Here is a 20,545-nt window from a genome sequence, read left to right on the forward strand (position 1 = left end):
CAGGCACCGGCGCAGGGGGAGTGGGCGGCGCGACGGCGCGCGGCGCGGCCTGCTGCACGGTGGTCGACCACAGCTCGGCCTCCACGGCATCGTTCTCGCTGTCGCGCTTCCAGCGCACGCCCCAGGTCAGCGCGGCGATCAGCAGCGCATGCGCGATCAGCGCCAGGATCAGCGCGCGCACCGTGCCGCGCTGGGGCGGCGGCGCAAATTCGGGGCGGTCGGCGGCCAGGGACATGCTTGGCTTGTTCGGCTTACTTCGTGCCGGTGGTCTGCACCGACAGTCCGACGCGTTCGATGCCGCTTCGCTTGAGTTGGTTCATGGCCTTGACCACGGTCTCGTACTTCACCGCCTTGTCGGCGCTGATGACCACCGGGCGGTTCTCGTCGCCGCCCTGCGCCTCGCGGGCGACCTTGCCGATCTGGGCAAACGGCACCGAGGCGCCACCGGTGCCTTGCGACGGGTCTTTCTTGACCTGCACCTCGTCCTCGCTCTTGATGACGATCTCGATGGGCTTGTCCGGCTGCTTGTTGGCGCGGTCCACGCTGGGCAGGTTGATCACGCTGGGTGTGATGAGCGGGGCGGTGACCATGAAGATGATCAACAGCACCAGCATCACGTCGATGAACGGGACCATGTTGATCTCGTTGATCGTGCGGCGTCCGCGGCCGCGATGGGAAACGGCGGGCATTTTTTTAGGCCTCCTTTTCCGGTTGAGTGCGGCGCATCAGCGGCCGCTGGCCGTCGCCTGGGCCGACAGGTTGCGCTGCAGGATGTTGGAGAACTCTTCGATGAAGGTCTCCAGCGCGATGGCGGTCTTGTCGATCTCGCGGGCGAAGCGGTTGTAGGCCACCACCGCCGGAATGGCGGCGAACAGGCCGATGGCCGTGGCCACCAGTGCTTCGGCAATGCCGGGCGCCACGGTGGACAGCGTCACCTGCTGCAGGCTGGCCAGGCCGGTGAAGGCGTGCATGATGCCCCACACCGTGCCGAACAGGCCCACGTAGGGCGACACCGAGCCGACCGTGGCCAGGAAGGACAGGTTGGACTCGATCGCGTCCATCTCGCGCTGGAAGCTCGCGCGCATGGCGCGGCGCGCGCCGTCGAGCAAGGTGGTGGCATCGCCGATCTGGCGCTCGCGCAGCTTGTGGTACTCGCGCATGCCGCTGGCGAAGATGCGTTCCATGGGGCCGGCGAACTTGGCGTTTTGTGCGGCGGAGGAAAACAGCTCGTTCAAGCTGGTGCCCGACCAGAACTCGCGCTCGAAGTCGTCGTTGAGCGAGCGCGTGCGCTTGAGCGAGAAGAACTTGCGGAAGATCGACGCCCAGCTGCCCACCGACACCGTGACCAGCAGCAGCATGACCAGCTGCACCACGAAGCTGGCGTGGAGGATGAGAGTGATGATCGAGAAGTCTTGACTGTTGTTCATGGCTTCATTGTTGAGAGGCAGCGCCCGGCGGAGTTCCGCGCGAAGCGATGCGCTCGAAGACTGTCGAAACAGAGGCGGGCAGGCGACTCGGCCGCATGGAAGCGGCGTTGACCCAGCCGATGCGAATGGTGCCCTCGCAGAGCAAGGCCTGTGCCGGGAGTTCTTCCGGCGCGCTCTTGCGCTCTGGATTTGATAGCACGCGTTGCTCGATTATCAACGACGCGGAGCCGGCCTGACGCAACTGCGCTGTAACCAGGAGTTGGTCGTCCAGGCGCGCCGGACGGTGGTACTTGAGCGAGGTCTCGCTCACCACGAAGATGCCGCCCGACGTGTCGCGCAGCTTCTGCTGCTCGATGCCGAGCGAGCGCAGCCATTCGGTGCGCGCGCGCTCCATGAACTTCAGGTAGTTGGCATAGAAGACGATGCCGCCGGCATCGGTGTCTTCCCAATAGACGCGAATCGGAAAAGCAAAGCTCATAGGCTGCGCAGGCGCGCAATCGCTTCCTCGAGGTGCGCCATGGAGCTGGCTGTCGAGAAGCGCACGAAGCGGCTGGTTTCTGCGCTGCCGAAGTCGCGGCCCGGCGTGATGGCCAGGTGGGCGCGCTTCATCAGCTCGAAGCTGAAGTCCCAGCTTCCCGAAACGCCCAGTTGCTGCGCCATCCGGGTGCAGTCGGCCCAGGCGTAGAAGGCGCCGTCGGGCACCACAGGCACAGGGAGCCCCGCGGCCTGCAACTGCGGAATGAACCAGTCGCGCCGCGCCTTGAATTCGCCGCGCCGGCGCTCGTATTCGGCGATGCTCTCGGGCTCGAAGCAGGCCAGCGCCGCGTACTGCGAAATCGTGCTGGCGCAGATGAACAGGTTCTGCGCGAGCCGCTCCACCACCGGCACCAGCGCTTCGGGCACCACCAGCCAGCCCAGGCGCCAGCCGGTCATGTTGAAGTACTTGCTGAAGCTGTTGATGCTGATCACCTGTTCGTCGATGGCCAGCGCCGAATGGCCGAAGGCGTCGTCGTAGGACAGGCCCAGGTAGATCTCGTCGATGAGGGTGATGCCGCCTTGGCGCTTCACGAATTCGTGGATGCGGCGCAGCTCGTCGGGCGCAATGGAGGTGCCGGTGGGATTGGAAGGCGAGGCCAGCAGCACGCCGCGGGTCTTGTCCGTCCAGGCTGCTTCGACCTTGGCGGCGCTCAGCTGGAAGCGCTCCTCGGCCGTCGTCGGAATCAGCACCGCATTCCCTTCGGCCGCGCTCACGAAGTGGCGGTTGCAGGGGTAGTTCGGGTCCGGCATGAGGATCTCGTCGCCGCGCTCGATCAGGGCTAGGCAGGCCAGCTGCAGCGCGGCCGACGCGCCGGCGGTGACCACGATGCGCCGGGCCGGCACCTGCAGGCCGAAGCGCTGCGCATACCAATCGCTGATGCGCTCGCGCAGGGCGTCCAGGCCGACGGCATGCGTGTATTGGGTGGCGCCCCTGCTCACCGCGCGGGCGGCAGCTTCCTGCACCAGCGGGGGCGCGGTGAAGTCGGGTTCGCCGATGTTCAGGAAGATCATCGGCCGGTCGCTGTGCGCGACTTCGCGCGCCAGCTGCGAGGCGGCCTTGGCCACCTCCATCACGTAGAAGGGTTCGATGCGCTCGGCGCGCGAAGAGATTCTCATGGGCGGGCCTTGCCCGCGGCGCGGTCCGCTTCGACCTCGGCCGCGCGCAGCTGGGGGGCCAGGCCGTTGAGCACGGCATTGACGTACTTGTGGCCGTCCGTGCCGCCGAATTCCTTGGCCAGCTCGATGCACTCGTTGAGCACGACGCGCCACGGCACATCGGGGCAGTGGCGGAACTCGTACACGCCGATCCACATGGCCGCATGCTCGATGGGCGAGATCTCGGCCATCTTGCGGTCCAGCAGGGGGACGATCAGCGCGTCCAGCTCGCTGGCCTCGGCGATGGAGCCGTGCAGCAGCGCGTCATAGTGCGCCGCGTCGGCCTTGTGGAAGCCGGCCAGGTCGCGCGTGAAGGCGTCGATGGCCGCCGCCTCGTTGCGGCCCACCAGGTGCTGGTAGAGCGCCTGCAGGGCGAATTCGCGCGCGCGGCTGCGGGTGGACTTGGCCGATGCCTTGCGGGCACCGGTGCTGGTCAGGCCGCCGCGCGTCTGGCGGGGCGGACGGCCGCTGGGCTTGGTGTCTTCGGTGCTCATGCCAGTCGCGCCAGGAGTTGAGCCATCTCGACCGCCACCTGCGCCGCGTCGCGGCCCTTTTCGATCCGACGGGCTTCCGCTTGCGCGTGGTTTTCGGTGGTGAGGATCGCGTTGGCGATGGGCAGGCGATAGTCCAGCGCCACGCGGCTCACGCTCGCGCCCGATTCGTTGGCCACCAGCTCGAAGTGGTAGGTTTCACCGCGAATGATGCAGCCCAGCGCGATCAGCGCCTGGAAGCCGCCGCGCTCGGCCAGCGCCTGCAGGGCGGTGGCCACTTCCAGCGCGCCGGGCACCGTCACGTGCTCGATGTCGCTCGCCGCCACGCCCAGCGACTCGAGTTCGCCCTTGCAGGCCTGCGCGAGCGCATTGGTGATGTCTTCGTTGAAGCGCGCCTGCACGATGCCGATGCGCAGCCCCTTGCCGTCGAGCGGCTGCACCGCTCCCTTGTTTGCACCTTGCATGGTGGTGTTCTTTCTCAGTCTTTTTTCGTGATGTAGCCGGCAATTTCCAGCCCGTAGCCCGCCGCCATGCTGGGCATGCGGCGCGGCGTGCCCAGCAGGTTCATGCGGCGCACGCCGCACTCGCGCAGGATCTGGGCGCCGATGCCGTAGCTGCGCAGGTCCATGCGGCCGCGCTCGGGCGCTTGCGCGGGCCGTGCCTTGCCTTCGAACTGGGTCACCAGCTCTTCGGCCGATTCGCCGCAGTTGAGGAACACGGCCACGCCCTTGCCTTCGGCGGCGATGTAGGCCAGGCTCGCGTCCAGGCTCCAGGAGTGCATGGAACGGTTGACTTCCAGCGCGTCCAGCAGGGACAGCGGCTCGTGCACGCGCACCGGCACGGTTTCGTCGGGCTCCCAGCGGCCGCGCACCAACGCCAGGTGCACGCCACGGCTGGGCGTGTCGCGGAAGGCATGGGCGGTGAACCAGCCGTTGGCGGTCTGGATCTCGCGGCAGCCGATCTTCTCGACCAGCGTCTCGTGATGGCTGCGGTGTTCGATGAGCGCGGCAATGGTGCCGATCTTCAGGCCGTGCTCGGCCGCGAAGACTTGCAGGTCGGGCAGGCGCGCCATGGTGCCGTCCTCGTTCATCACCTCGCAGATGACGGAGGCGGGCGAGCAGCCGGCCATGGCGGCGAGGTCGCAGCCGGCTTCGGTGTGGCCGGCGCGCATGAGCACGCCGCCGTCCACCGCCTGCAGCGGGAAGATGTGGCCCGGCTGCACCAGGTCCGAGGCCACGGCGTTGCGCGCCACGGCGGCCTGCACCGTGCGGGCGCGGTCGGCGGCCGAAATGCCGGTGGTCACGCCTTCGGCAGCCTCGATGGAGACGGTGAACGCGGTGGAATGCTTGGCGCCGTTGCGCGCCACCATGGGCGGCAGCTGCAGGCGTTCGCACATCTCGCGCGACAGCGTCAGGCAGATGAGGCCGCGCGCATGCCGCGCCATGAAGTTGATGGCTTCGGGCGTGATGTGGTCGGCGGCAATGACGATGTCGCCTTCGTTCTCGCGGTCTTCCTCGTCCACCAGGATGACCATGCGGCCGCCGCGAAGCTCTTCGACGATTTCCTCGACGCTCGAGATGGGGGCAACCGGCCGACCGGTGTTGGCTGAAATGGGGGTGACGGCGGCGGTCATGGTTGTGTGTCTTTCTGTGGGGGCACGGCGATGGCGCCGGCTTGCAGCATGCGTTCGACGTAGCGCGCGACGGTGTCGATCTCGAGATTGACCGGGCTGCCTTCGCGCAGCTGGCCGAGGGATGTGTTCTCGACCGTGTGGGGAATGAGGTTGATGCTGACCTCGCAGCCATCGGCCAAGTCCTGCACGCTGTTCACCGTCAGGCTCACGCCGTTGATGGTGATGGAGCCCTTGTAGGCCAGGAAGCGCGCCAGGCCGGCGGGCACGAGCACGCGCAGCTCCCAGCTCTCGCCGACCGGCGCGAAACGGCTGACCTTGCCGATGCCGTCGACATGGCCCGAGACGATATGCCCGCCCAGGCGGTCTTGCGCACGCAAGGCCTTTTCGAGGTTGACCTGGGCACCCGGGTCGGTCAGGCCGGCCGTCTTGTCCAGCGATTCGGCCGAAATATCGATGGTGAACTCCTGGCGCGGCAGGTCCAGGGTGGTCACCGTCATGCAGGCGCCGTTCAGCGCGATGCTGTCACCGAGCCCCACATCGTCCAGGTAGGCGGGCGGCGCCGCGATGTGCAGGCGCTTGCCGTGCGATGAAGAGCTTCCGAGGTCGTGGACGGCGGCGATGCGCCCCACGCCGGTGATGATTCCGGTGAACATTCCAGCATTTTATTGCCCCCCGGCTGCATGGGCCGCCCAAAGGGCTTGCGCTATTCGAACCAGCCGGACCGCCCCGCGAGGCGAGCGATCAGGCGCAGGTCGGGGCCGATGGACTCCACGGAACGGAATTCGAGCTCCAGGGCCTGGGCCAGGGTTTGCAAGGGGCCCTGGGCGTGGATGTGGCTGGCCATGTCCATGCCGGCGCCGATGAGCTTGGGGGCGAGGTAGAGCAGCAGTTCGTCGACCTGGCCTTCGCGCAGCAGCGAGCCGTTGAGCTTGTGGCCGGCCTCGACATGCAGTTCGTTGACCTCCCGGGCCGCCAGGTCCTGCAGCAGGGCGGGCAGGTCGACCTTGCCCTGCGGATTGGGCAGGTAGCGCACGTCGACGCCGCGCGCCTGCAGCGGCGCGGCCTTGTCGGCATGGGGCGCAGCGGCGTAGATCCACACCGGGCGGTCCGGCGTATCGAACAGGCGCGCGTCGGGCGGAGTCTGCAGGTGGCTGTCGACAATGACCAGCGGCGGCTGGCGCGGCGTCTCGACCTCGCGCACGTCCAGGCGCGGGTCGTCTTCCAGTACCGTGCCCACGCCGGTGAGCACGGCGCCGGCCCGGGCACGCCACGCATGGCCGTCGGTGCGTGCGGCGTGGCTGGTGATCCACTGGCTCACGCCATTTTCGAGGGCGGTCTTGCCGTCCAGCGAGGCGGCCAGCTTCATGCGCACCCAGGGTGTCTTGCGCAGCATGCGGCTGAAGAAGCCGATGTTGAGTTCGCGCGCCTCTTCTTCGCCGGGCCCGACCTCGACGACGATGCCGGCGGCGCGCAGCCGCTCGAAGCCCTGGCCGGCCACCAGCGGGTTGGGGTCCGCCAGCGATGCGACGACCTTGCCGACGCGCGCCGCGACCAATGCGTCGCAGCAAGGGCCGGTGCGGCCGTGATGCGCGCAGGGCTCCAGCGTGACGTAGACGGTGGCGCCTTCCACCGACCTGCCGCGCGCCTGGGCGTCGCGCAGGGCCATGATCTCGGCGTGCGGGCCGCCCGTTCGCTGGGTGTGGCCCACGCCGATCACGTCGCCGCCGGGTGCGACGATCACGCAGCCGACGGCCGGGTTGGGAGGTGCCACGCGCTGGGCTTCGCGCGCGGCCTGGAGGGCAAGCTGCATCATGGGCGTGCAGCATAGCGGCGCGCGGGCCGGCGCGCAGTCTCAACGGTTCCAGCAGTCGGCCACCCTGGCCTTGTTGCCCAGCAGGCCGCGCTCTGCGGTATTGGTCAGGGTGAAGGTGCCGCAGGCGTCTGTGGCCTGGCCGCCCTGCGGGGCGGCCTGCAGCGTGAAGCGGGTCGCCGCGTCGAGGGCGTCCTGCGGCGGCTGGCGCGAGATGCGGTAGCTTCCGCCGGGCGTGTTGGCCAGGGCTTCGGGCAGTTGCGCATTGGCGTAGGAGCCGGTGGCGGTGGCCTCGCGCTCGAGCCGGTGCGCGGCCTGCAGCAGGGCGCTGCGAGCCTCGGTGCGGTGGGCGCGGCGCAGGTAGCTGTCGTAGGCGGGCAGGGCCAGGCTTGCCAGGATGGCGGCGAGCACCAGCACGACCAGCATCTCGATCAGGGAGAAGGCCCGGCCGGGCCGCGGGGAACGGGTCGATCTTTTCATTGCAACTGGCGCCAGCCGGCGCGGCGGGCGACGAAGTCGAGGCGGCTGCGCGGCGCTACGGGCTCGGAGCCGTCGAAAGCGATGCTGCGCTCTTGTCTCGCGCCCTTGATCCGGAGGAAAGGCTCGGCGCCCAGTTCGATGCGCGAGGCGCTGAAAGCTGTCCCCGGTTCGCCGTAGAGCTGCGATCTGGGCCGCGCACCGTCCAGCGCGTTGAGGGTGGTGCGGAAATTTCGCGTGGCCGGCGGCGCGCAGGATTCGGGCAGCGTCGCCTGCCGGAACGCGGGTGAGGGTGCCATGCTGAGCACGTCCACCAACTTGCCGTCGAAGCGCTGAGGCGCAGCGACGACGCGTTCGCCCGCCACCGGGAGGTCGACATACCAGCCGCGACTGGTCGCATCGCCTTTGGAAGGGGCCGGGTTGTCGCTCGCCGTCCAGAGCCGTCGGCCAGAAATCGTGCCCACGGCCTCGGGTGCAATGGCTTGCCGTACCAGGGAGGACCTGCCGGCGGGCGCCAGTCCGTCGTTGTCCGCGTCGAGAATCCCGTAGATCGACTGGGTGGCATCGTCACGCCGGTCGGCGTCGCTCAGAAGGCGTCCGGTGCCCAGCACCACCATGCGTCCGCCGGCCGGGTGAGGGACGACCAGCGGCGCCGTGGTGATGGGTTGCGCCCGGCCGTTCGCGTCGCGGGCAAGAAGCAATGCCTGGCCGCCGGACGCGACCTTCCATTGGTTGGGCTCGCGGCTCGACAGGTCGAATTTCCACAGGTGCCCTTGCAGGTCGCCTGCATAGGCGATGTCAGGCGCCTGGTCGCCGTCCAGATCGACCAGCCGCGCGGCGGAAAGCCCGTTGCCGCCTGCGTCGCCCGCAGGCAGCTTGAGCAGTTCGCGCGGGCCGTCCAGAAACTGGATGAGCAAGACGGCCTGCTGGCGCTCGCTGCCCCAGCCGTTGCCGATGATGAGGGCCCAGCGGCCATTGTTGAGCCGGGCGATCTGCCGGGTGCCCGTCGTCTCGCGCACCGGCGCAGCCGTGATGCGGCCGATGTCGGGGTCTTCGCTGGCCGTGATGTCGAGCATGACCATGCGGGCTGCGGCGGCCGCGTCGCCCTGGCTGCCGATGGGGGAACTCACATCGAGCACGAAGTAGCCGCGACCGCCCATGCCCATCGACCCGGCGAGCACGGTCTTGCGGCGGCCCGATTCGTCGACCATGTCCGCCGTCCATGGCGAACCGTCGACGAGGTACTGGTGTTGATGGCCCGGCTGTGTCAGCGCCGCCAGGCCGGCGTAGGCGCCCTGCGGTACGTAGGCGAATTCCTCCGCGCCGGTGCTGGCGGAGAATGCGTGCAGCATGCCGCCATTGCTGCCCACAAAGAGCAGCGGCTCCCGGACCGGGACCGTCGATTTTTCGGTGGGGCCGGGCAGGTACCAGAGGCTGGAATGGACCGAGTCGCCCTGGCGCGAGTTGCGGTTCCGGAAGCGGCCGCCGTTGGACTGCTCATTGGCGCGCTCGCCGCGCAGGTAGTCCAGCCGTTGGGGGCCGAGCGCGTCGCCGGCATTCAAGGCCGCTTGCTGCCATGGCGCCAGTTGCTCCCAGCGGAAGGCGGTGCCGGCCAGCGCGTCCCCCGTGCCGGCGCTGGTCAGGATGATGCGCGTGGCCGGGTCGCGCTGGTCCAGCAGGCTGGCGCTGGTGTTCGGCGATGCTGCGCCGTCGCGCAGGCCCCAGGGTGACGAGCCGGTGCCAGTGCCGGCAATGGCCCCTGCAATCACTTCGCCGCTCCAGCGCGCCGCGTCGTAGCGCGATGCGAAGAGCTCGCTTGGCATGCCCTCGGCCGTCGACATGCCGGCGGCGAGCGAAGCAATGGTCTGTGTCGGCAGGCTCTGGCTGTCCGCCAGGAGCACATCGACCGCGGCGCCAAGCTCCAGATCTACATCATCAGAGCGCGTGTCGACACGTCGAATGGACGGCGCCGAACCATCGAAATCGGATGCTGGGAGATCCGCTCCGGGGCCGGGCCGCGCCGCAGCGTCGTCAAAGGGCGTTGCCAGGAGCACATGGCCCTTGCGGCACCCCAGCCGCGACGTGCCGGATCGCGAATCAGGTGCGGCGCGATGCAGATGGGCCCGGGCCTTGTCGAGCAAGGACGGCGCGGAAGAGCCCTTGCGCTGCTCGAGGCCGCTTGCAGCAAGTCCGCGGGAGAGGGCGGCGAGTTCGCTGCGCCGCGTGTTGTCCAGCGGCTGCAGCGCGTTGTCGCCGAGGCACAGTGCCCCGGTATCCGGCAGTGCCTCGCATGGCCCGGCCACCTGCCAGGCCAGGTGCATGCTGCCGTCGGCCGCATGTCGAGGCCCGAAGCTGCGCTGTATCGCCTGCGGAAATCGGGCCGAGTGCGGGCCGCCGTCGATGGCCAGGACCACATTGGGCACAGGAAGCCGACCGTCGACCAGCATCGGCGCGGTGGAAAACGCCAGCGTTTCTATGGCCTGCGCCCTGACCTGAGCGTTCACCAGGGCCAGGGCAAGCGTCATGGCAGCAGCCAGCAAGCGGCGCAGCCAGCTCGTCATGAGTCCACCCGCTTCCAGACCAGCAAGCTCTGCAGCACCGCTCGCGTGGCCGGCTTGTTGCCCTCGGCCATGGCCGTGATCCGGAAGATGTAGGGGTTGTCGGCATCAGGGGCGAGATCGGCGGCGCCTGACGGGGCGAGCGAGGAGGTGTCGAAGGCAAGCACCTCCACCCAGTACCAGCCCTTGGTGGCCAGCAGGGCGTTGCTCGGTCCGGCACCAGGTGCGCCGCTGAACTCGCCGTAGTGCGCGGCCACTGCCTTCAACCTGTCCAGATCGCTGGCTGGCAGCCGCCAGAATTCCGGCGCAAGCCCTTCGGGCAGGCAGATGCCTTGCGCGCATGGCAGCGGCCGGGCTGCAAGCCAGGCGCGTACTTGTTCGAATTCGGTGGGTCCTTCCTGCGGAAACCAGACGAGGCCTTGCGACAGGGCCGCTGCGCCGCGCCGGCGGCAGCTGTGATCGAACCCGGCGCCTTCATGGCAGGGCCCGCCGTCGGGTGCGCGGCCCTGGATGTCGAGCTCGGCGTCGCGCAGCAGCGCTTGCGCATTGCCCAGGGCGCGCTGGTAGTCGGCTTCCGTCCCGGTGATCAGCTCGTTGAACCACGCGGTCCGCAGCGCACCGGTGAGCACCAGCGCGGCCAGCAGGACCATGACGGCCACCACCAGCAGCGCCACCCCTTTCTCTTTCTGTGAACGCGAAGCGGCCAGACTCAGTCCTCCAGCAAGGCGTTCAACAGAAACAGCCTGCGCGTCACGAGCGTCATGCGGCCTGCACTGCGGGCACTGCGCTTGAAGCAGCCGATGTACTCGTGCTCGGACGCGGTCACGCGCTGCTCGCCACGCAGTTCCAGGCAGACTTCCACCGCGCGGACTGCCGGCCATTGCTGGGCCGCCTCGACCTCGCTGGCCGACATGCTTTGCAGCTGTGCACCCTTGTCGACGCGAAATCGAAGCTTGAACGCCGCCACGCCGGCGATGAGCGGCTGGCTTCGGCCCGAACTGCTCCTGCAGATGAGGTTGCCGTTGGCATCGACCTGGAACGTGGCCAGTGTCCGTGTGCCCGGCGCCGCTGTCTGCCCGAGGCAGTCGCGCTGGAGGCCGGGCAGAAGCGGCGGAGCGACGTGCGCGAGCGTCAGGCTGTCGCTGGCGCCCGGACCTCCGTCCGTACCGTGAACCCGGCTTGTGCCGGACACGGTCGGCAAGGCGAAGCGGACGGCAGACGGGCCATCGGCGATGGCCTGCAGTTCCAGGGAACCCGCAGAACGGATCTGCCGACCCATCGAACGCAAAGCGTACGACGCCTGCTGCTGGAGGAGCGTCATTTCGTGGATGGCTGCCGCCGCGTCCCGGGCCACCATCAGTGCTGCGATCGCCGCCGCGATGGCAATGCTCGCCAAGGCCAGCGCCACCATCAACTCGACCAGCATCGTGCCGGCGGCGCGCTGCCTGTTGTGCGCGGCAGAGGGGTTCGAGGCCATTCGCTCAGGGGTGTACATGCCCGAACTGACAGGCGTGCCCGGCGGGGCAGGAAGCGCCCGGCACCGCCAGCTCGAAATCGTCACCGTTGCGCGTGCGCCATGCCACCATGACGCCCAGCAGGCGGGGCGGCGCTTCGGCAGGTGTTCCAGGCGGATCGAACACGGCGGCATCACCGCCCGGCAGCGCCCGCGCGACCTCGGATTTCCATTGGGCGAGATCCCATCGAACCAACTGGGCTGCCGCGCAGGCCTGCGCCTCGCAGTCGATCTGAGCCGCGGGATTGGCGCTCCATTCGATTCGATAGCCAGCAAGCGCGTTGAAGCCTTGCGGATTGGCGCGCACGCGCTCTGCCAGGTCGTCGATCAGGTGCAGGGCCTGCATCCGCCGCAGGGCGCTTTCGCTGTCGGCCTGCGCGCGCAACTGCATGTACAGAAGCGCCAGAAGCGTGCCGGCGAGGATGGCCAATGCGACCAGCGCCTCGAACAGGGCTGCGCCTTGCAAACGGCGGCGCGGGGTCAGCACCTGATGTCTCCGGTGGCGGTTCGGATGCGGCCGCCAGCCGAAATGGAGACCGAGCTCGCGGCGGCGCGCAAGCACACCTTGAAGCTCAATGCGCCCAGCCCGGCCAATTCGCCCCAGGCATCGAACCTGAGCGCACCCAGGTTGCTGGTCTGCACCACCTCCAGGCCCGCAGGCGGCTGGCCGACGAAGAGCAGTTCATCGGTCTCGTCGCGCTTGCCGTTGCCGTTCTCGTCGACAAAAGCCGCCCAGCCGCAATCCCAATGCGACACTCCTTTGGCGCTGGTGCAGCCTTCCAAATCGGCACGCGCCAGCGTGACGCGTCCGCCGCGCTTGAACGCTTCAGCGCGTGCGGTGTAGAGGCTGCTGGTGAGCGTGTCGACCGCGTCGCGGACTTTCCAGCGATCGGAAATGGCCGCGAAGCTCGGCGCGGCGATGGCGACGAGCACTGCAAGCACGCAGCCGGCCACGAGCAGTTCGAGCAGCGTCAGGCCGCGCATGCGAATGGGCGCTCGGCTGCGCGCTTGCATCGTGCTTCTCTCCTCTCCCTTTTCTGCCGCGCATGCTAGGCAGGAAAAGTTGGCCCGGCAGACGGGCGGCGCCAGTCGGTCGGTTTCGGCCGATGAACGGAAAGCGGTTCGAGGAAAGAGACTTTTAAATGAAATTGCCACCAAAATGGTGGCAATTCATGTTCATAGATGGCATTTGTCAGATGTCGCGCAACAACTGTCGGAACTCGTCGACGTCCTCGAAGCTGCGATAAACGGAGGCAAAGCGCACGTAGGCTACCTTGTCCAGCCGCTTGAGTTCGCGCATGACGAGTTCGCCCAGCTTGTTGGATTCGATCTCGCGCAAGCCGCTGGCCAGCAGCTTCTGCTCGATGCGCAACAGGGCGTTGTCGATCTGCTCGATGCTCACGGGCCGCTTGCGCAGCGCCAGCGCCATCGATGCGCGCACCTTGGCCGCATCGAAGTCCGCCCGCCGGCCGTCTTTCTTGACGACGGCCGGGAAGGTGACTTCCGGCCGTTCGTAGGTGGTGAAGCGCTTGTCGCAGGCGCCGCACTGGCGGCGACGGCGCACGAAGTCGCCGTCTTCGGAGATGCGCGTTTCGACCACCTGCGTGTCGCCATGGCCGCAAAAAGGACACTTCATGCGGCGCGCTCCGTTCGCGTGCTGGCGGTCAGCGGTAGACCGGGAAGCGGCTGGTCAGGGCATTGACCTTGGCGCGCACCGCCTCGATGTTGGCCGCGTCGCGCGGGTTGTCCAGCACGTCGGCGATCAGGTTGGCGGTGATGCGCGCCTCTTCGTCCTTGAAGCCGCGGGTGGTCATGGCGGGGGTGCCGACGCGCACGCCGCTGGTGACCATCGGCTTTTCCGGGTCGTTCGGGATGGCGTTCTTGTTGATGGTCATGTGTGCGGCGCCCAGCACGGCTTCGGCTTCCTTGCCGGTGATGCCCTTGGCGCGCAGGTCGACCAGCATCACGTGGCTTTGGGTGCCGCCGGAGACGATGCGCAGGCCGCGGGACGTGAGCGTTTCGGCCACGATCTGGGCGTTCTTGACCACCTGTTGCTGGTAGGTCTTGAACTCGGGCGAGAGCGCCTCCTTGAAGGCCACGGCCTTGGCCGCGATGACGTGCATCAGCGGGCCGCCCTGCAGGCCGGGGAAGATGGCGCTGTTGATGGCCTTCTCGTGCTGCGACTTCATCAGGATGATGCCGCCGCGCGGACCGCGCAGGCTCTTGTGGGTGGTGGAGGTGACCACGTCGGCATGCGGCACCGGGTTGGGGTACACGCCCGCGGCGATCAGGCCGGCGTAGTGCGCCATGTCGACCATGAAGATGGCGCCCACGTCCTTGGCCACCTTGGCGAAGCGCTCGAAGTCGATGGCCAGCGAGTAAGCCGAGGCGCCGGCGATGATGAGCTTGGGCATGTGCTCATGCGCCTTGCGCTCCATCGCGTCGTAGTCGATTTCTTCCTTTTCGTTCAGGCCGTAGCTCACCACGTTGAACCACTTGCCGCTCATGTTCAGCGGCATGCCGTGCGTGAGGTGGCCGCCTTCGGCCAGGCTCATGCCCATGATGGTATCGCCGGGCTTGAGGAAGGCCAGCATCACGGCCTCGTTGGCCGAGGCGCCGCAATGCGGCTGCACGTTGGCGGCGTCGGCGCCGAAGATCTGCTTGACGCGGTCGATGGCCAACTGCTCGACCACGTCCACGTGCTCGCAGCCGCCGTAGTAGCGCTTGCCGGGGTAGCCTTCGGCGTACTTGTTGGTCAGCTGGGTGCCCTGGGCGGCCATGACGGCGGGGGAGGCGTAGTTCTCGCTGGCGATCAGCTCGATGTGTTCTTCCTGGCGCTTGTGCTCGGCCTGAATGGCGGCCCAGACTTCAGGATCGGTCTCGTTGACCAGGATGTTGCGTTGGTACATGGCAGTCCTTCGGGAAGGTTCTAAAGGCGTCGGATCCCTGTTTACGCTCAAACAAGGGCTGCCCAGGCGAACGGCTGAACACCTGCGGATGCAGGCGGCACGCTTCCCAGTGGTTTTCCCACGTCAGCGCAAGCGTTCCGGCGAAAACCTGCTGGTTTGCGGAGCGCGGCGCCTATCGCCAGTCGCGTACGCCGCCGAGTTTATCCGAGCTCGGCAACGCAGGTGCAAGTGGTTCAAGAATCGGCGGCGACCATGGCCACCTTCTGGCCGCCCTCGGGGCCCGTCTTGGCGTCGGTCGTGGTGGCCGGGGCTGCGGCGGGCGCGGCCGGCTGCTGCACTCGCAGGGCAGGCGCGGTGGTCGGCACATTGCGGCCGCCCGCCACCTGGCGCAGGCGTTCGTGTTCGGCCATGACCTTGGCGGCATAGCCGCCGTCGTCCGGCAGGTTGGCGGCGCCCACGTAGTAGCGCAGGCCGCCTTCGATGGAGCCGGCCCGCGAGATGCATTCCATCAGCACCTTGACGCCGACGCGCATGTTGGTCACCGGATCGAAGGCGGTGAGGGTGCCGCCGGCAGGTTCGTACTTGTCACCGTGCACGCGGGTCATGACCTGCATGAGGCCTTGTGCGCCGACATGGCTCTGCGCAAAGGGATTGAAGCTGGATTCGACGGCCACGATGGCCAGGATCAAGGTCGGATCGAGCTTGGTGCGCTTGCCCAGGTCGTAGGCTTCGGCCACCAGCACGCTCAGCGGCTCGGCCGCCACGCGGTACTTCTTGCTCAGCCAGTACGCGACGGCGGCCTGCTGCTTGGGCAGGTCTTGTGGCAGCGCGGCCGTGGTGCGCTCGATGGCGCTGGGCTCCAGGTCCACCAGCGGGGCTTCGGGCACCGGCCGGCGCGACTGCAGCCAGCCCATGAGTTGCTCTTCGCCGGACTGGCGCAGGTCGGGCCGTGCCACCAGCGCGATCGCGGCGAACACGGTGGCCAGGCCGAGCAGGGCAAAGCCGTTGTGGGTGATTTCGAAAAAGCCGTCAGCCACGTCGGACACCACGGTCCGCAGCCCTTGGGCTGTGGCTGCTAACGCCTGTTTCATCGCTCTTCCTTTCTTATGCAGCGTCCGATAGCGACGCCACTCGAAAGTGGCAACAGCGACAGGGCGGCGCGCGGATTGGTATCAATCAGGTCCGCGCGCAGGGAGGAGGAGGGAGCGCGGCCGCCTGATATTCAGCTTGTGATCAAAAAGTTCACAAGCGGCGGATTCAAATGAAGCCCGGTGCAAGACTGACACGTCAGGGCAGCGGGGATTCTAGGAGGGGCTAAATACCCGGTCAAGAATATAGATATTCTACTTCATTACAAAAAGTATCTTACGTGCAGTCAAGAAAAGACCTTGAATCGATCCTTGCCGGTCCATTGAAAACACGATTTGCATTGCCTCGGCGGCGCGCCTAACCTAGGGATGCCTGAACGTTTCAGGTGCTCGCCAAGGTCCGGCAGCCAAGAGATTTCCTCGTCTCGCGGCACCGTGGTCGCGGCCCCAACGGTGGCAATCTCTTGCTGCCAGCGCGTGCGGAACGAATCCACTTCCGCTCGGGCGAAAAGATGGCATGGGCCTGGGGCCCGCCATCGAGCCCGGTTGCATGGCCTTCAGTCGCGCAACCGGGCTTTCTTTTGTCTCCAGGGCATTTGCGGCACACTCGCCGCCAATGAATGCTGTCACTCTCAAACTCAAAGAAAACAAGTGGGTACGACGCGCAGTTGTCGCCCTGGCAGTTCTTCTCACGCTCTGGGCCATTGCCTGGGTGGCGGTGCCGCCCATCCTCAAGAGCCAGGTGCAGAAGATCGCGAGCGAGAAGCTCGGGCGGCAGGTCACCATCGGGGAGGTGAGCTTCAAGCCCTGGACGCTGGAACTGGCGGTGAACGACCTGCGCATTGCCAGCGCCGACGGAAGCTACTCGCAGGTGGACATCGCCCGCCTCTACGCCGACGGCGAACTGCAGTCGATCCTGCGGCTGGCCCCCGTGGTCGACGCCGTCACGGTCGAGCGTCCCAAGGTCAAGGTGGTCCGCAACAAGGACGGCAGCTACGACTTCGAGGACATCTTGAAGCGCCTGGCCAGCGGTCCGGAAAAACCCAAGTCCGAACCGGCGCGCTTTGCCATCTACAACATCCAGGTCAGCGGCGGCGAGGCCGACTTCGACGACCAGGCCATCGGACCCAAGCATGAACTGCGCGAACTGACGCTGGGCATTCCCTTTCTCAGCAGCTTTGCGTCGCAGCGCGATGTGAAGGTCCAGCCCAAGCTCGCCTTCAAGCTCAATGGCAGCGCGTTCGATTCGGATGCCGAGGCGACGCCGTTTGCCGAGGCCCGTGCGGCCGATGGCCGGTTGCGCATTGCCAATCTCGACCTGTCCGGCTTTCTCAAGTACGCCCCGCGCGACCAGCTGGCCAAGCTGGCGGGCGGCAAGCTCGATGCCGACCTGAAGGTGGACTTTCGCCAGGGCACGTCGGAAGGGCTGGTCATCACCGGCCAGGTGGAATTTCGCGATGCCAAGCTGCTGGACGCCCGCGACAAGGACCTGCTGGCCTTCGAATCGCTCAAGCTGGGCCTGGCCAACGTCCGGCCGCTGGAGGGGGTCATCCACTTGAGCGAGGTGGCACTCAAGGCGCCGAACATGGCGGTGACGCGCCTGGCCAACGGCCGGCTCAACCTGCAGCCGGTCGATCCCGCAGAAAGCGCCGGCAAGCCGGCCGAAATGTCCAAGCCGGTGGCCGAGGCTGCCAAGGGCGCGGTCGAGAAGAAGACCTGGAAGGTGCAGGTCGACAAGATCGACCTGCAGGCCGGCAAGGCTGCCTGGCGCGATGAAACCCTGGCTCCTGCGGCTGTCGCCGAGCTGGGGCAGCTGCAGCTTCATGCCGAGGGTGTCGCCTGGCCCATGGAAAAGGCGACGGTGTTCAACGGCTCCACGGTGCTGGGCGGCGGCACCGTCAAGTTCAAGGGCGAGGCCACCGACAAGCAGGCCAAGGTGGAAACCGAGATTGGCCAGTTGCCGCTGTCGGTCGTCGCGCCTTATCTGGCCCAGCAGCTGGAGCCCACGCTGGGCGGCAAGCTCGGGGGGCGCATCGAACTGGCCTGGAACAACCCGCAGCTGCAGGTCAACGTCGCGCAGTTTTCCGTTGATGACCTGGCGCTGGCCCAAGGCAAGGCCTCGCTGGCCAGCATCGGGCGGCTGGAGGTGGCCGACGCCAAGGTCGACCTGGCCAAGCGCACGGTGAGCGTCGCCAGCGTCAGCGTCGGCAAGCCGCAGGTCAAGGTGGAGCGCGGCAGCGACAAGCGCTGGATGTTCGAGAGCTGGCGCAAGACGGCGGCTGCGCCCGATGGGGGCGCGAAGACGGCGCCTGCCAAGGGCAACGGCAACGGAAATGGCAACGGAAAGGCGAACGGCGACTCGCCGCCCTGGCAGGTTTCGCTCGCCAGCCTGTCGGTGGACGGCGGCGTGGTCGGTTTCAGCGACAAGGCCAACGAGAAGACGCCGGTGAACGTCGAGATCAACAACCTGGCCGTGAAGGCGCAGCAGTTGACGCTGGACGGCGCCAAGGCATCGCCCATCGAGGTGTCGGGCCGCATTTCTTCAGGGCGCCGGGCCGATCCGGGACGCTTTTCGTACAAAGGCAAGCTGGGGCTCAAGCCCATGGCGACCGAGGGCCAGGTCGACCTGAGTTCGCTGCCGGTGCATGCGTTCAAGGCCTACTTCGACGAGCAGGCGCCCAACGTCGACCTGCGCCGCTTCTATTTGAGCTACCGCGGCAGCCTGCAGTACGCGGCCGATCCGGCAGGCCCGAAGGTCAGCCTGGCCGGCGACACGGCCCTGGAGGACGTCCGCGTCAACAGTGCGCTGCTGGCCCAGGTCGGCGGTCCGCGCGAGAGCGGTGCGAGCCGCCTTCTGTCCTGGAAGTCGCTCACGCTGCGTGGCGTCAAGTTCAACATGGTGCCCAAGAAGCCGTTCTCGCTGGACGTGCGCGACACCGCCATGGTCGACCTGTTCGCGCGCGTGGTCATCGACGAGACCGGAACGCTGCATCTGCAGGACCTGGCGAGCCGCAAGCCCATCGACATCGGCAAGCCGGAAGCGGCCAAGACTACCGAGGGCCAGCCCGCACAGCCTGCGCAAACCCGCAAGAAGGTGCTGGGCAGCGGCACGGTGACCCAATCGCCGCAACCGGTGGCGCCGGCGGGGCGTTCCGCGCCCGCCGAGCTGATGGTGGGCGGCGAGGCGCCTGCGCAGCCGGAAAAAGCGGCGGCGGCGCCAGCCGCCCCGGCCACCCTGGCCGATAGCGGCCCCAAGCCGACCATCAACTTCGGCCCGATCGCGCTGGTCAATGCGCGCATTGACTTCAACGACCACTTCATCAAGCCCAACTACTCGGCGGACCTGAGCGAACTCACCGGCAAGCTCAGCGCCTTTTCCTCGCAGCCGGTGGACGGCAAGGCGGTGCTGGCCGACCTGGAACTGCGCGGCAAGGCGCAGCAGACGGCTTCGCTGGACATCACGGGCAAGCTCAATCCGCTGGTCAAGCCGCTGGAGCTGGACATCACCGCGAAGATGCGCGACCTGGAGCTGGCGCCCTTGTCGCCGTATTCGGGCCGCTACGTGGGCTACGGCATCGAGCGCGGCAAGATGAGCGTGGACCTCAACTACAAGATCGAACCCGACGGACGCCTGACGGCCACCAACAAGCTGGTGCTCAACCAGCTCACCTTCAGCGAAGAACAGGTGCCGGGTGCCGAACGCACGCTGCCGGTGAAGTTTGCGATGGCGCTGCTGGCCGACCGCAACGGCGTGGTCGACATCGACCTGCCGCTGTCCGGCTCCATCAACGACCCGCAGTTCAGCCTGGCGCCGCTGATCTGGAAGGGCATCGTCAACCTCATCGTCAAGGCCGTGACCTCGCCGGTGGCGCTGTTCACTGGCGGCGGCGGGGGATCGGGCGGCGAATCGAACACCATCGCCTTCGAGTCGGGCAGCTCGGACCTCACGCCGCAGGCCAAGGAAAGCCTCGACAAGGTGGCCAAGGCGCTGACCGAGCGCCCGACCCTTCGCATGACGGTGGTGGGCACGGCCGACCTCGAGAAGGAGCGCAGCGCCTACCAGCGCCAGCGCCTGCGCGAGATGGCGCAGGCCGAGAAGCGCCGCGACGCGGTGCGCGCCGGCAAGCCGGCCGATCAGGTCAGCCCGGTCACCGATGCCGAGTATCCGGAGCTGATCACCTCGGTCTACAAGCGCGCCGACTTCAGCAAGCCGCGCAATATGGTGGGCCTCACGCGCAGCCTGCCGGTCAAGGAAATGGAAGACCTCCTCATTGCCAACATGACGGTGAACGAGGAGTCGATCCGCAACCTGGCGGTGCAGCGCGGCGTGGTGGTGCGCGACTACCTGCTCGAGCAGAAGCTGCCGGCCGAGCGCCTGTTCCTGGGCGCCGTGAATACCAAGGCCAGCGGCAACGACTGGAAGCCCGGCGCCGAGCTCAAACTCGACACGCGTTGAGCGCCGGCCTCCGGTCGGTCAAAATGGAGGGCTGCGCCGGAATTGCCGGCGCGTTTCCATTTGTATTCAGAGATCCACCAGAAGACTTCTCGCTGTGACTTCATCCTCTACCAAGCCCCACGATATCCAGGCCCTCGACGCACTCACGGGCGGCGCCTTCACCGCGCCCACCGCCGGCGAGCGTGCGCAACGCGTGCGCGACTGGCTGGCTGCGGGCCCTGCGGCCGAGCAACTGCAGGAAGTCTTCAAGGAACTCAGCGGCCGCGACAAGGGCGCCGCCCGCCTGGTGCGCGAAAAGCTCGACGAGCTTCGCCGCGCCCGCGACCAGGCCTCGATTGCCGCCGAGTGGGAGCAGAAGGCGCGCGCGCTGCTCGAGCAGCCCAAGCTCAACATCGCCGATGCGCTGGCCTGGCAGCGCGACGCGGCCAAGGCCGGCGCGCCGTTGTCGCGCGAGCCGCTGGCGGGCGTCAAGACCCAGCTCGCGGAGCGCG

Annotated in this window: 19 protein-coding genes, 2 pseudogenes and 1 riboswitch; of the genes and pseudogenes, 2 read left to right on the top strand and 19 right to left on the bottom strand. The window is 67.6% G+C overall.

The window, feature by feature from the left end; all coding sequences use genetic code 11:
* The 19 genes and pseudogenes from VSO01S_RS21250 to VSO01S_RS21340 all read right to left on the bottom strand — a co-directional run.
* Positions 1–235: pseudogene (locus VSO01S_RS21250) on the bottom strand (cell envelope integrity protein TolA); the annotation flags it as partial.
* Positions 236–251: 16 nt separating this feature from the next.
* Complete coding sequence (locus tag VSO01S_RS21255) at positions 252–689, bottom strand: biopolymer transporter ExbD (protein WP_068644801.1); 438 nt, start codon at positions 687–689, stop codon at positions 252–254.
* A 36-nt stretch (positions 690–725) separates the two neighbouring features.
* On the bottom strand, positions 726–1,427 hold the full coding sequence (gene tolQ / locus VSO01S_RS21260; RefSeq protein WP_068644802.1) for a protein TolQ: 702 nt from the start codon (positions 1,425–1,427) through the stop codon (positions 726–728).
* 4 nt (positions 1,428–1,431) lie between these two features.
* Entirely contained in the window at positions 1,432–1,905 is a 474-nt protein-coding gene (gene ybgC, locus VSO01S_RS21265; RefSeq protein WP_068644803.1) for a tol-pal system-associated acyl-CoA thioesterase, read from the bottom strand.
* A complete protein-coding gene (locus VSO01S_RS21270; protein ID WP_068644804.1) occupies positions 1,902–3,080 on the bottom strand; it encodes a pyridoxal phosphate-dependent aminotransferase in 1,179 nt (392 codons plus the stop codon). The genes ybgC and VSO01S_RS21270 overlap by 4 nt, the downstream gene beginning before the upstream one ends.
* Positions 3,077–3,613 carry a transcription antitermination factor NusB gene (gene nusB, locus VSO01S_RS21275; RefSeq protein WP_068644805.1) on the bottom strand — a complete coding sequence of 179 codons (537 nt, stop codon included), beginning with the start codon at positions 3,611–3,613 and terminating at the stop codon, positions 3,077–3,079. Before nusB ends, VSO01S_RS21270 begins: the two co-directional genes overlap by 4 nt.
* A complete protein-coding gene (gene ribH / locus VSO01S_RS21280; protein ID WP_068644806.1) occupies positions 3,610–4,074 on the bottom strand; it encodes a 6,7-dimethyl-8-ribityllumazine synthase in 465 nt (154 codons plus the stop codon). The genes nusB and ribH overlap by 4 nt, the downstream gene beginning before the upstream one ends.
* A gap of 14 nt (positions 4,075–4,088) precedes the next feature.
* Positions 4,089–5,243, bottom strand: a complete 1,155-nt coding sequence (ribBA, locus tag VSO01S_RS21285) for a bifunctional 3,4-dihydroxy-2-butanone-4-phosphate synthase/GTP cyclohydrolase II (RefSeq protein WP_068644807.1) — start codon at positions 5,241–5,243, stop codon at positions 4,089–4,091.
* On the bottom strand, positions 5,240–5,896 hold the full coding sequence (locus VSO01S_RS21290; RefSeq protein WP_068644808.1) for a riboflavin synthase: 657 nt from the start codon (positions 5,894–5,896) through the stop codon (positions 5,240–5,242). Before VSO01S_RS21290 ends, ribBA begins: the two co-directional genes overlap by 4 nt.
* Positions 5,897–5,946: 50 nt before the next feature.
* The gene (gene ribD / locus VSO01S_RS21295) at positions 5,947–7,056 is read right to left on the bottom strand and encodes a bifunctional diaminohydroxyphosphoribosylaminopyrimidine deaminase/5-amino-6-(5-phosphoribosylamino)uracil reductase RibD (RefSeq protein ID WP_068644809.1); all 1,110 of its coding nucleotides are present in this window, start codon (positions 7,054–7,056) and stop codon (positions 5,947–5,949) included.
* Positions 7,057–7,095: 39 nt separating this feature from the next.
* Complete coding sequence (locus tag VSO01S_RS21300; RefSeq protein WP_068644810.1) at positions 7,096–7,533, bottom strand: type IV pilin protein; 438 nt, start codon at positions 7,531–7,533, stop codon at positions 7,096–7,098.
* Positions 7,530–10,091, bottom strand: a complete 2,562-nt coding sequence (locus VSO01S_RS21305) for a pilus assembly protein (RefSeq protein WP_068644811.1) — start codon at positions 10,089–10,091, stop codon at positions 7,530–7,532. The genes VSO01S_RS21300 and VSO01S_RS21305 overlap by 4 nt, the downstream gene beginning before the upstream one ends.
* Complete coding sequence (locus VSO01S_RS21310) at positions 10,088–10,762, bottom strand: pilus assembly PilX family protein (RefSeq protein ID WP_068644812.1); 675 nt, start codon at positions 10,760–10,762, stop codon at positions 10,088–10,090. The genes VSO01S_RS21305 and VSO01S_RS21310 overlap by 4 nt, the downstream gene beginning before the upstream one ends.
* A gap of 35 nt (positions 10,763–10,797) precedes the next feature.
* Positions 10,798–11,583, bottom strand: coding sequence for a PilW family protein (locus tag VSO01S_RS27265; protein ID WP_161944462.1), 786 nt, complete (start codon positions 11,581–11,583; stop codon positions 10,798–10,800).
* Entirely contained in the window at positions 11,570–12,088 is a 519-nt protein-coding gene (pilV, locus tag VSO01S_RS21320; protein WP_068644814.1) for a type IV pilus modification protein PilV, read from the bottom strand. The genes VSO01S_RS27265 and pilV overlap by 14 nt, the downstream gene beginning before the upstream one ends.
* Entirely contained in the window at positions 12,082–12,585 is a 504-nt protein-coding gene (locus VSO01S_RS21325) for a GspH/FimT family pseudopilin (protein ID WP_161944463.1), read from the bottom strand. The genes pilV and VSO01S_RS21325 overlap by 7 nt, the downstream gene beginning before the upstream one ends.
* A gap of 208 nt (positions 12,586–12,793) precedes the next feature.
* Entirely contained in the window at positions 12,794–13,237 is a 444-nt protein-coding gene (gene nrdR / locus VSO01S_RS21330) for a transcriptional regulator NrdR (RefSeq protein WP_068644816.1), read from the bottom strand.
* A 28-nt stretch (positions 13,238–13,265) separates the two neighbouring features.
* Complete coding sequence (gene glyA, locus VSO01S_RS21335; RefSeq protein ID WP_068644817.1) at positions 13,266–14,510, bottom strand: serine hydroxymethyltransferase; 1,245 nt, start codon at positions 14,508–14,510, stop codon at positions 13,266–13,268.
* Between the two features lie 53 nt (positions 14,511–14,563).
* Positions 14,564–14,706, bottom strand: a riboswitch (ZMP/ZTP riboswitch).
* A gap of 37 nt (positions 14,707–14,743) precedes the next feature.
* The gene (locus VSO01S_RS21340; RefSeq protein WP_068644818.1) at positions 14,744–15,601 is read right to left on the bottom strand and encodes a lytic transglycosylase domain-containing protein; all 858 of its coding nucleotides are present in this window, start codon (positions 15,599–15,601) and stop codon (positions 14,744–14,746) included.
* A gap of 613 nt (positions 15,602–16,214) precedes the next feature.
* Here VSO01S_RS21340 and VSO01S_RS21345 point away from each other — a divergent pair.
* Both VSO01S_RS21345 and VSO01S_RS21350 read left to right on the top strand, forming a co-directional pair.
* Positions 16,215–20,054, top strand: coding sequence for a DUF748 domain-containing protein (locus VSO01S_RS21345; RefSeq protein ID WP_068644819.1), 3,840 nt, complete (start codon positions 16,215–16,217; stop codon positions 20,052–20,054).
* Positions 20,055–20,148: 94 nt separating this feature from the next.
* Positions 20,149–20,545: pseudogene (locus VSO01S_RS21350) on the top strand (DUF349 domain-containing protein); the annotation flags it as partial.

Source organism: Variovorax soli NBRC 106424, assembly GCF_001591385.1.
Lineage (GTDB): Bacteria > Pseudomonadota > Gammaproteobacteria > Burkholderiales > Burkholderiaceae_C > Variovorax > Variovorax soli.

What these genes read in the sequence shown, in the direction of transcription:
- VSO01S_RS21255 (WP_068644801.1), bottom strand. Translation starts at nt 689, where the DNA reads ATGCCCGCCGTTTCCCATCGCGGCCGCGGACGCCGCACGATCAACGAG.
- tolQ (WP_068644802.1), bottom strand. Translation starts at nt 1,427, where the DNA reads ATGAACAACAGTCAAGACTTCTCGATCATCACTCTCATCCTCCACGCC.
- ybgC (WP_068644803.1), bottom strand. Translation starts at nt 1,905, where the DNA reads ATGAGCTTTGCTTTTCCGATTCGCGTCTATTGGGAAGACACCGATGCC.
- VSO01S_RS21270 (WP_068644804.1), bottom strand. Translation starts at nt 3,080, where the DNA reads ATGAGAATCTCTTCGCGCGCCGAGCGCATCGAACCCTTCTACGTGATG.
- nusB (WP_068644805.1), bottom strand. Translation starts at nt 3,613, where the DNA reads ATGAGCACCGAAGACACCAAGCCCAGCGGCCGTCCGCCCCGCCAGACG.
- ribH (WP_068644806.1), bottom strand. Translation starts at nt 4,074, where the DNA reads ATGCAAGGTGCAAACAAGGGAGCGGTGCAGCCGCTCGACGGCAAGGGG.
- ribBA (WP_068644807.1), bottom strand. Translation starts at nt 5,243, where the DNA reads ATGACCGCCGCCGTCACCCCCATTTCAGCCAACACCGGTCGGCCGGTT.
- VSO01S_RS21290 (WP_068644808.1), bottom strand. Translation starts at nt 5,896, where the DNA reads ATGTTCACCGGAATCATCACCGGCGTGGGGCGCATCGCCGCCGTCCAC.
- ribD (WP_068644809.1), bottom strand. Translation starts at nt 7,056, where the DNA reads ATGATGCAGCTTGCCCTCCAGGCCGCGCGCGAAGCCCAGCGCGTGGCA.
- VSO01S_RS21300 (WP_068644810.1), bottom strand. Translation starts at nt 7,533, where the DNA reads ATGAAAAGATCGACCCGTTCCCCGCGGCCCGGCCGGGCCTTCTCCCTG.
- VSO01S_RS21305 (WP_068644811.1), bottom strand. Translation starts at nt 10,091, where the DNA reads ATGACGAGCTGGCTGCGCCGCTTGCTGGCTGCTGCCATGACGCTTGCC.
- VSO01S_RS27265 (WP_161944462.1), bottom strand. Translation starts at nt 11,583, where the DNA reads ATGTACACCCCTGAGCGAATGGCCTCGAACCCCTCTGCCGCGCACAAC.
- VSO01S_RS21325 (WP_161944463.1), bottom strand. Translation starts at nt 12,585, where the DNA reads ATGCGCGGCCTGACGCTGCTCGAACTGCTCGTGGCCGGCTGCGTGCTT.
- nrdR (WP_068644816.1), bottom strand. Translation starts at nt 13,237, where the DNA reads ATGAAGTGTCCTTTTTGCGGCCATGGCGACACGCAGGTGGTCGAAACG.
- glyA (WP_068644817.1), bottom strand. Translation starts at nt 14,510, where the DNA reads ATGTACCAACGCAACATCCTGGTCAACGAGACCGATCCTGAAGTCTGG.
- VSO01S_RS21340 (WP_068644818.1), bottom strand. Translation starts at nt 15,601, where the DNA reads ATGAAACAGGCGTTAGCAGCCACAGCCCAAGGGCTGCGGACCGTGGTG.
- VSO01S_RS21345 (WP_068644819.1), top strand. Translation starts at nt 16,215, where the DNA reads ATGAATGCTGTCACTCTCAAACTCAAAGAAAACAAGTGGGTACGACGC.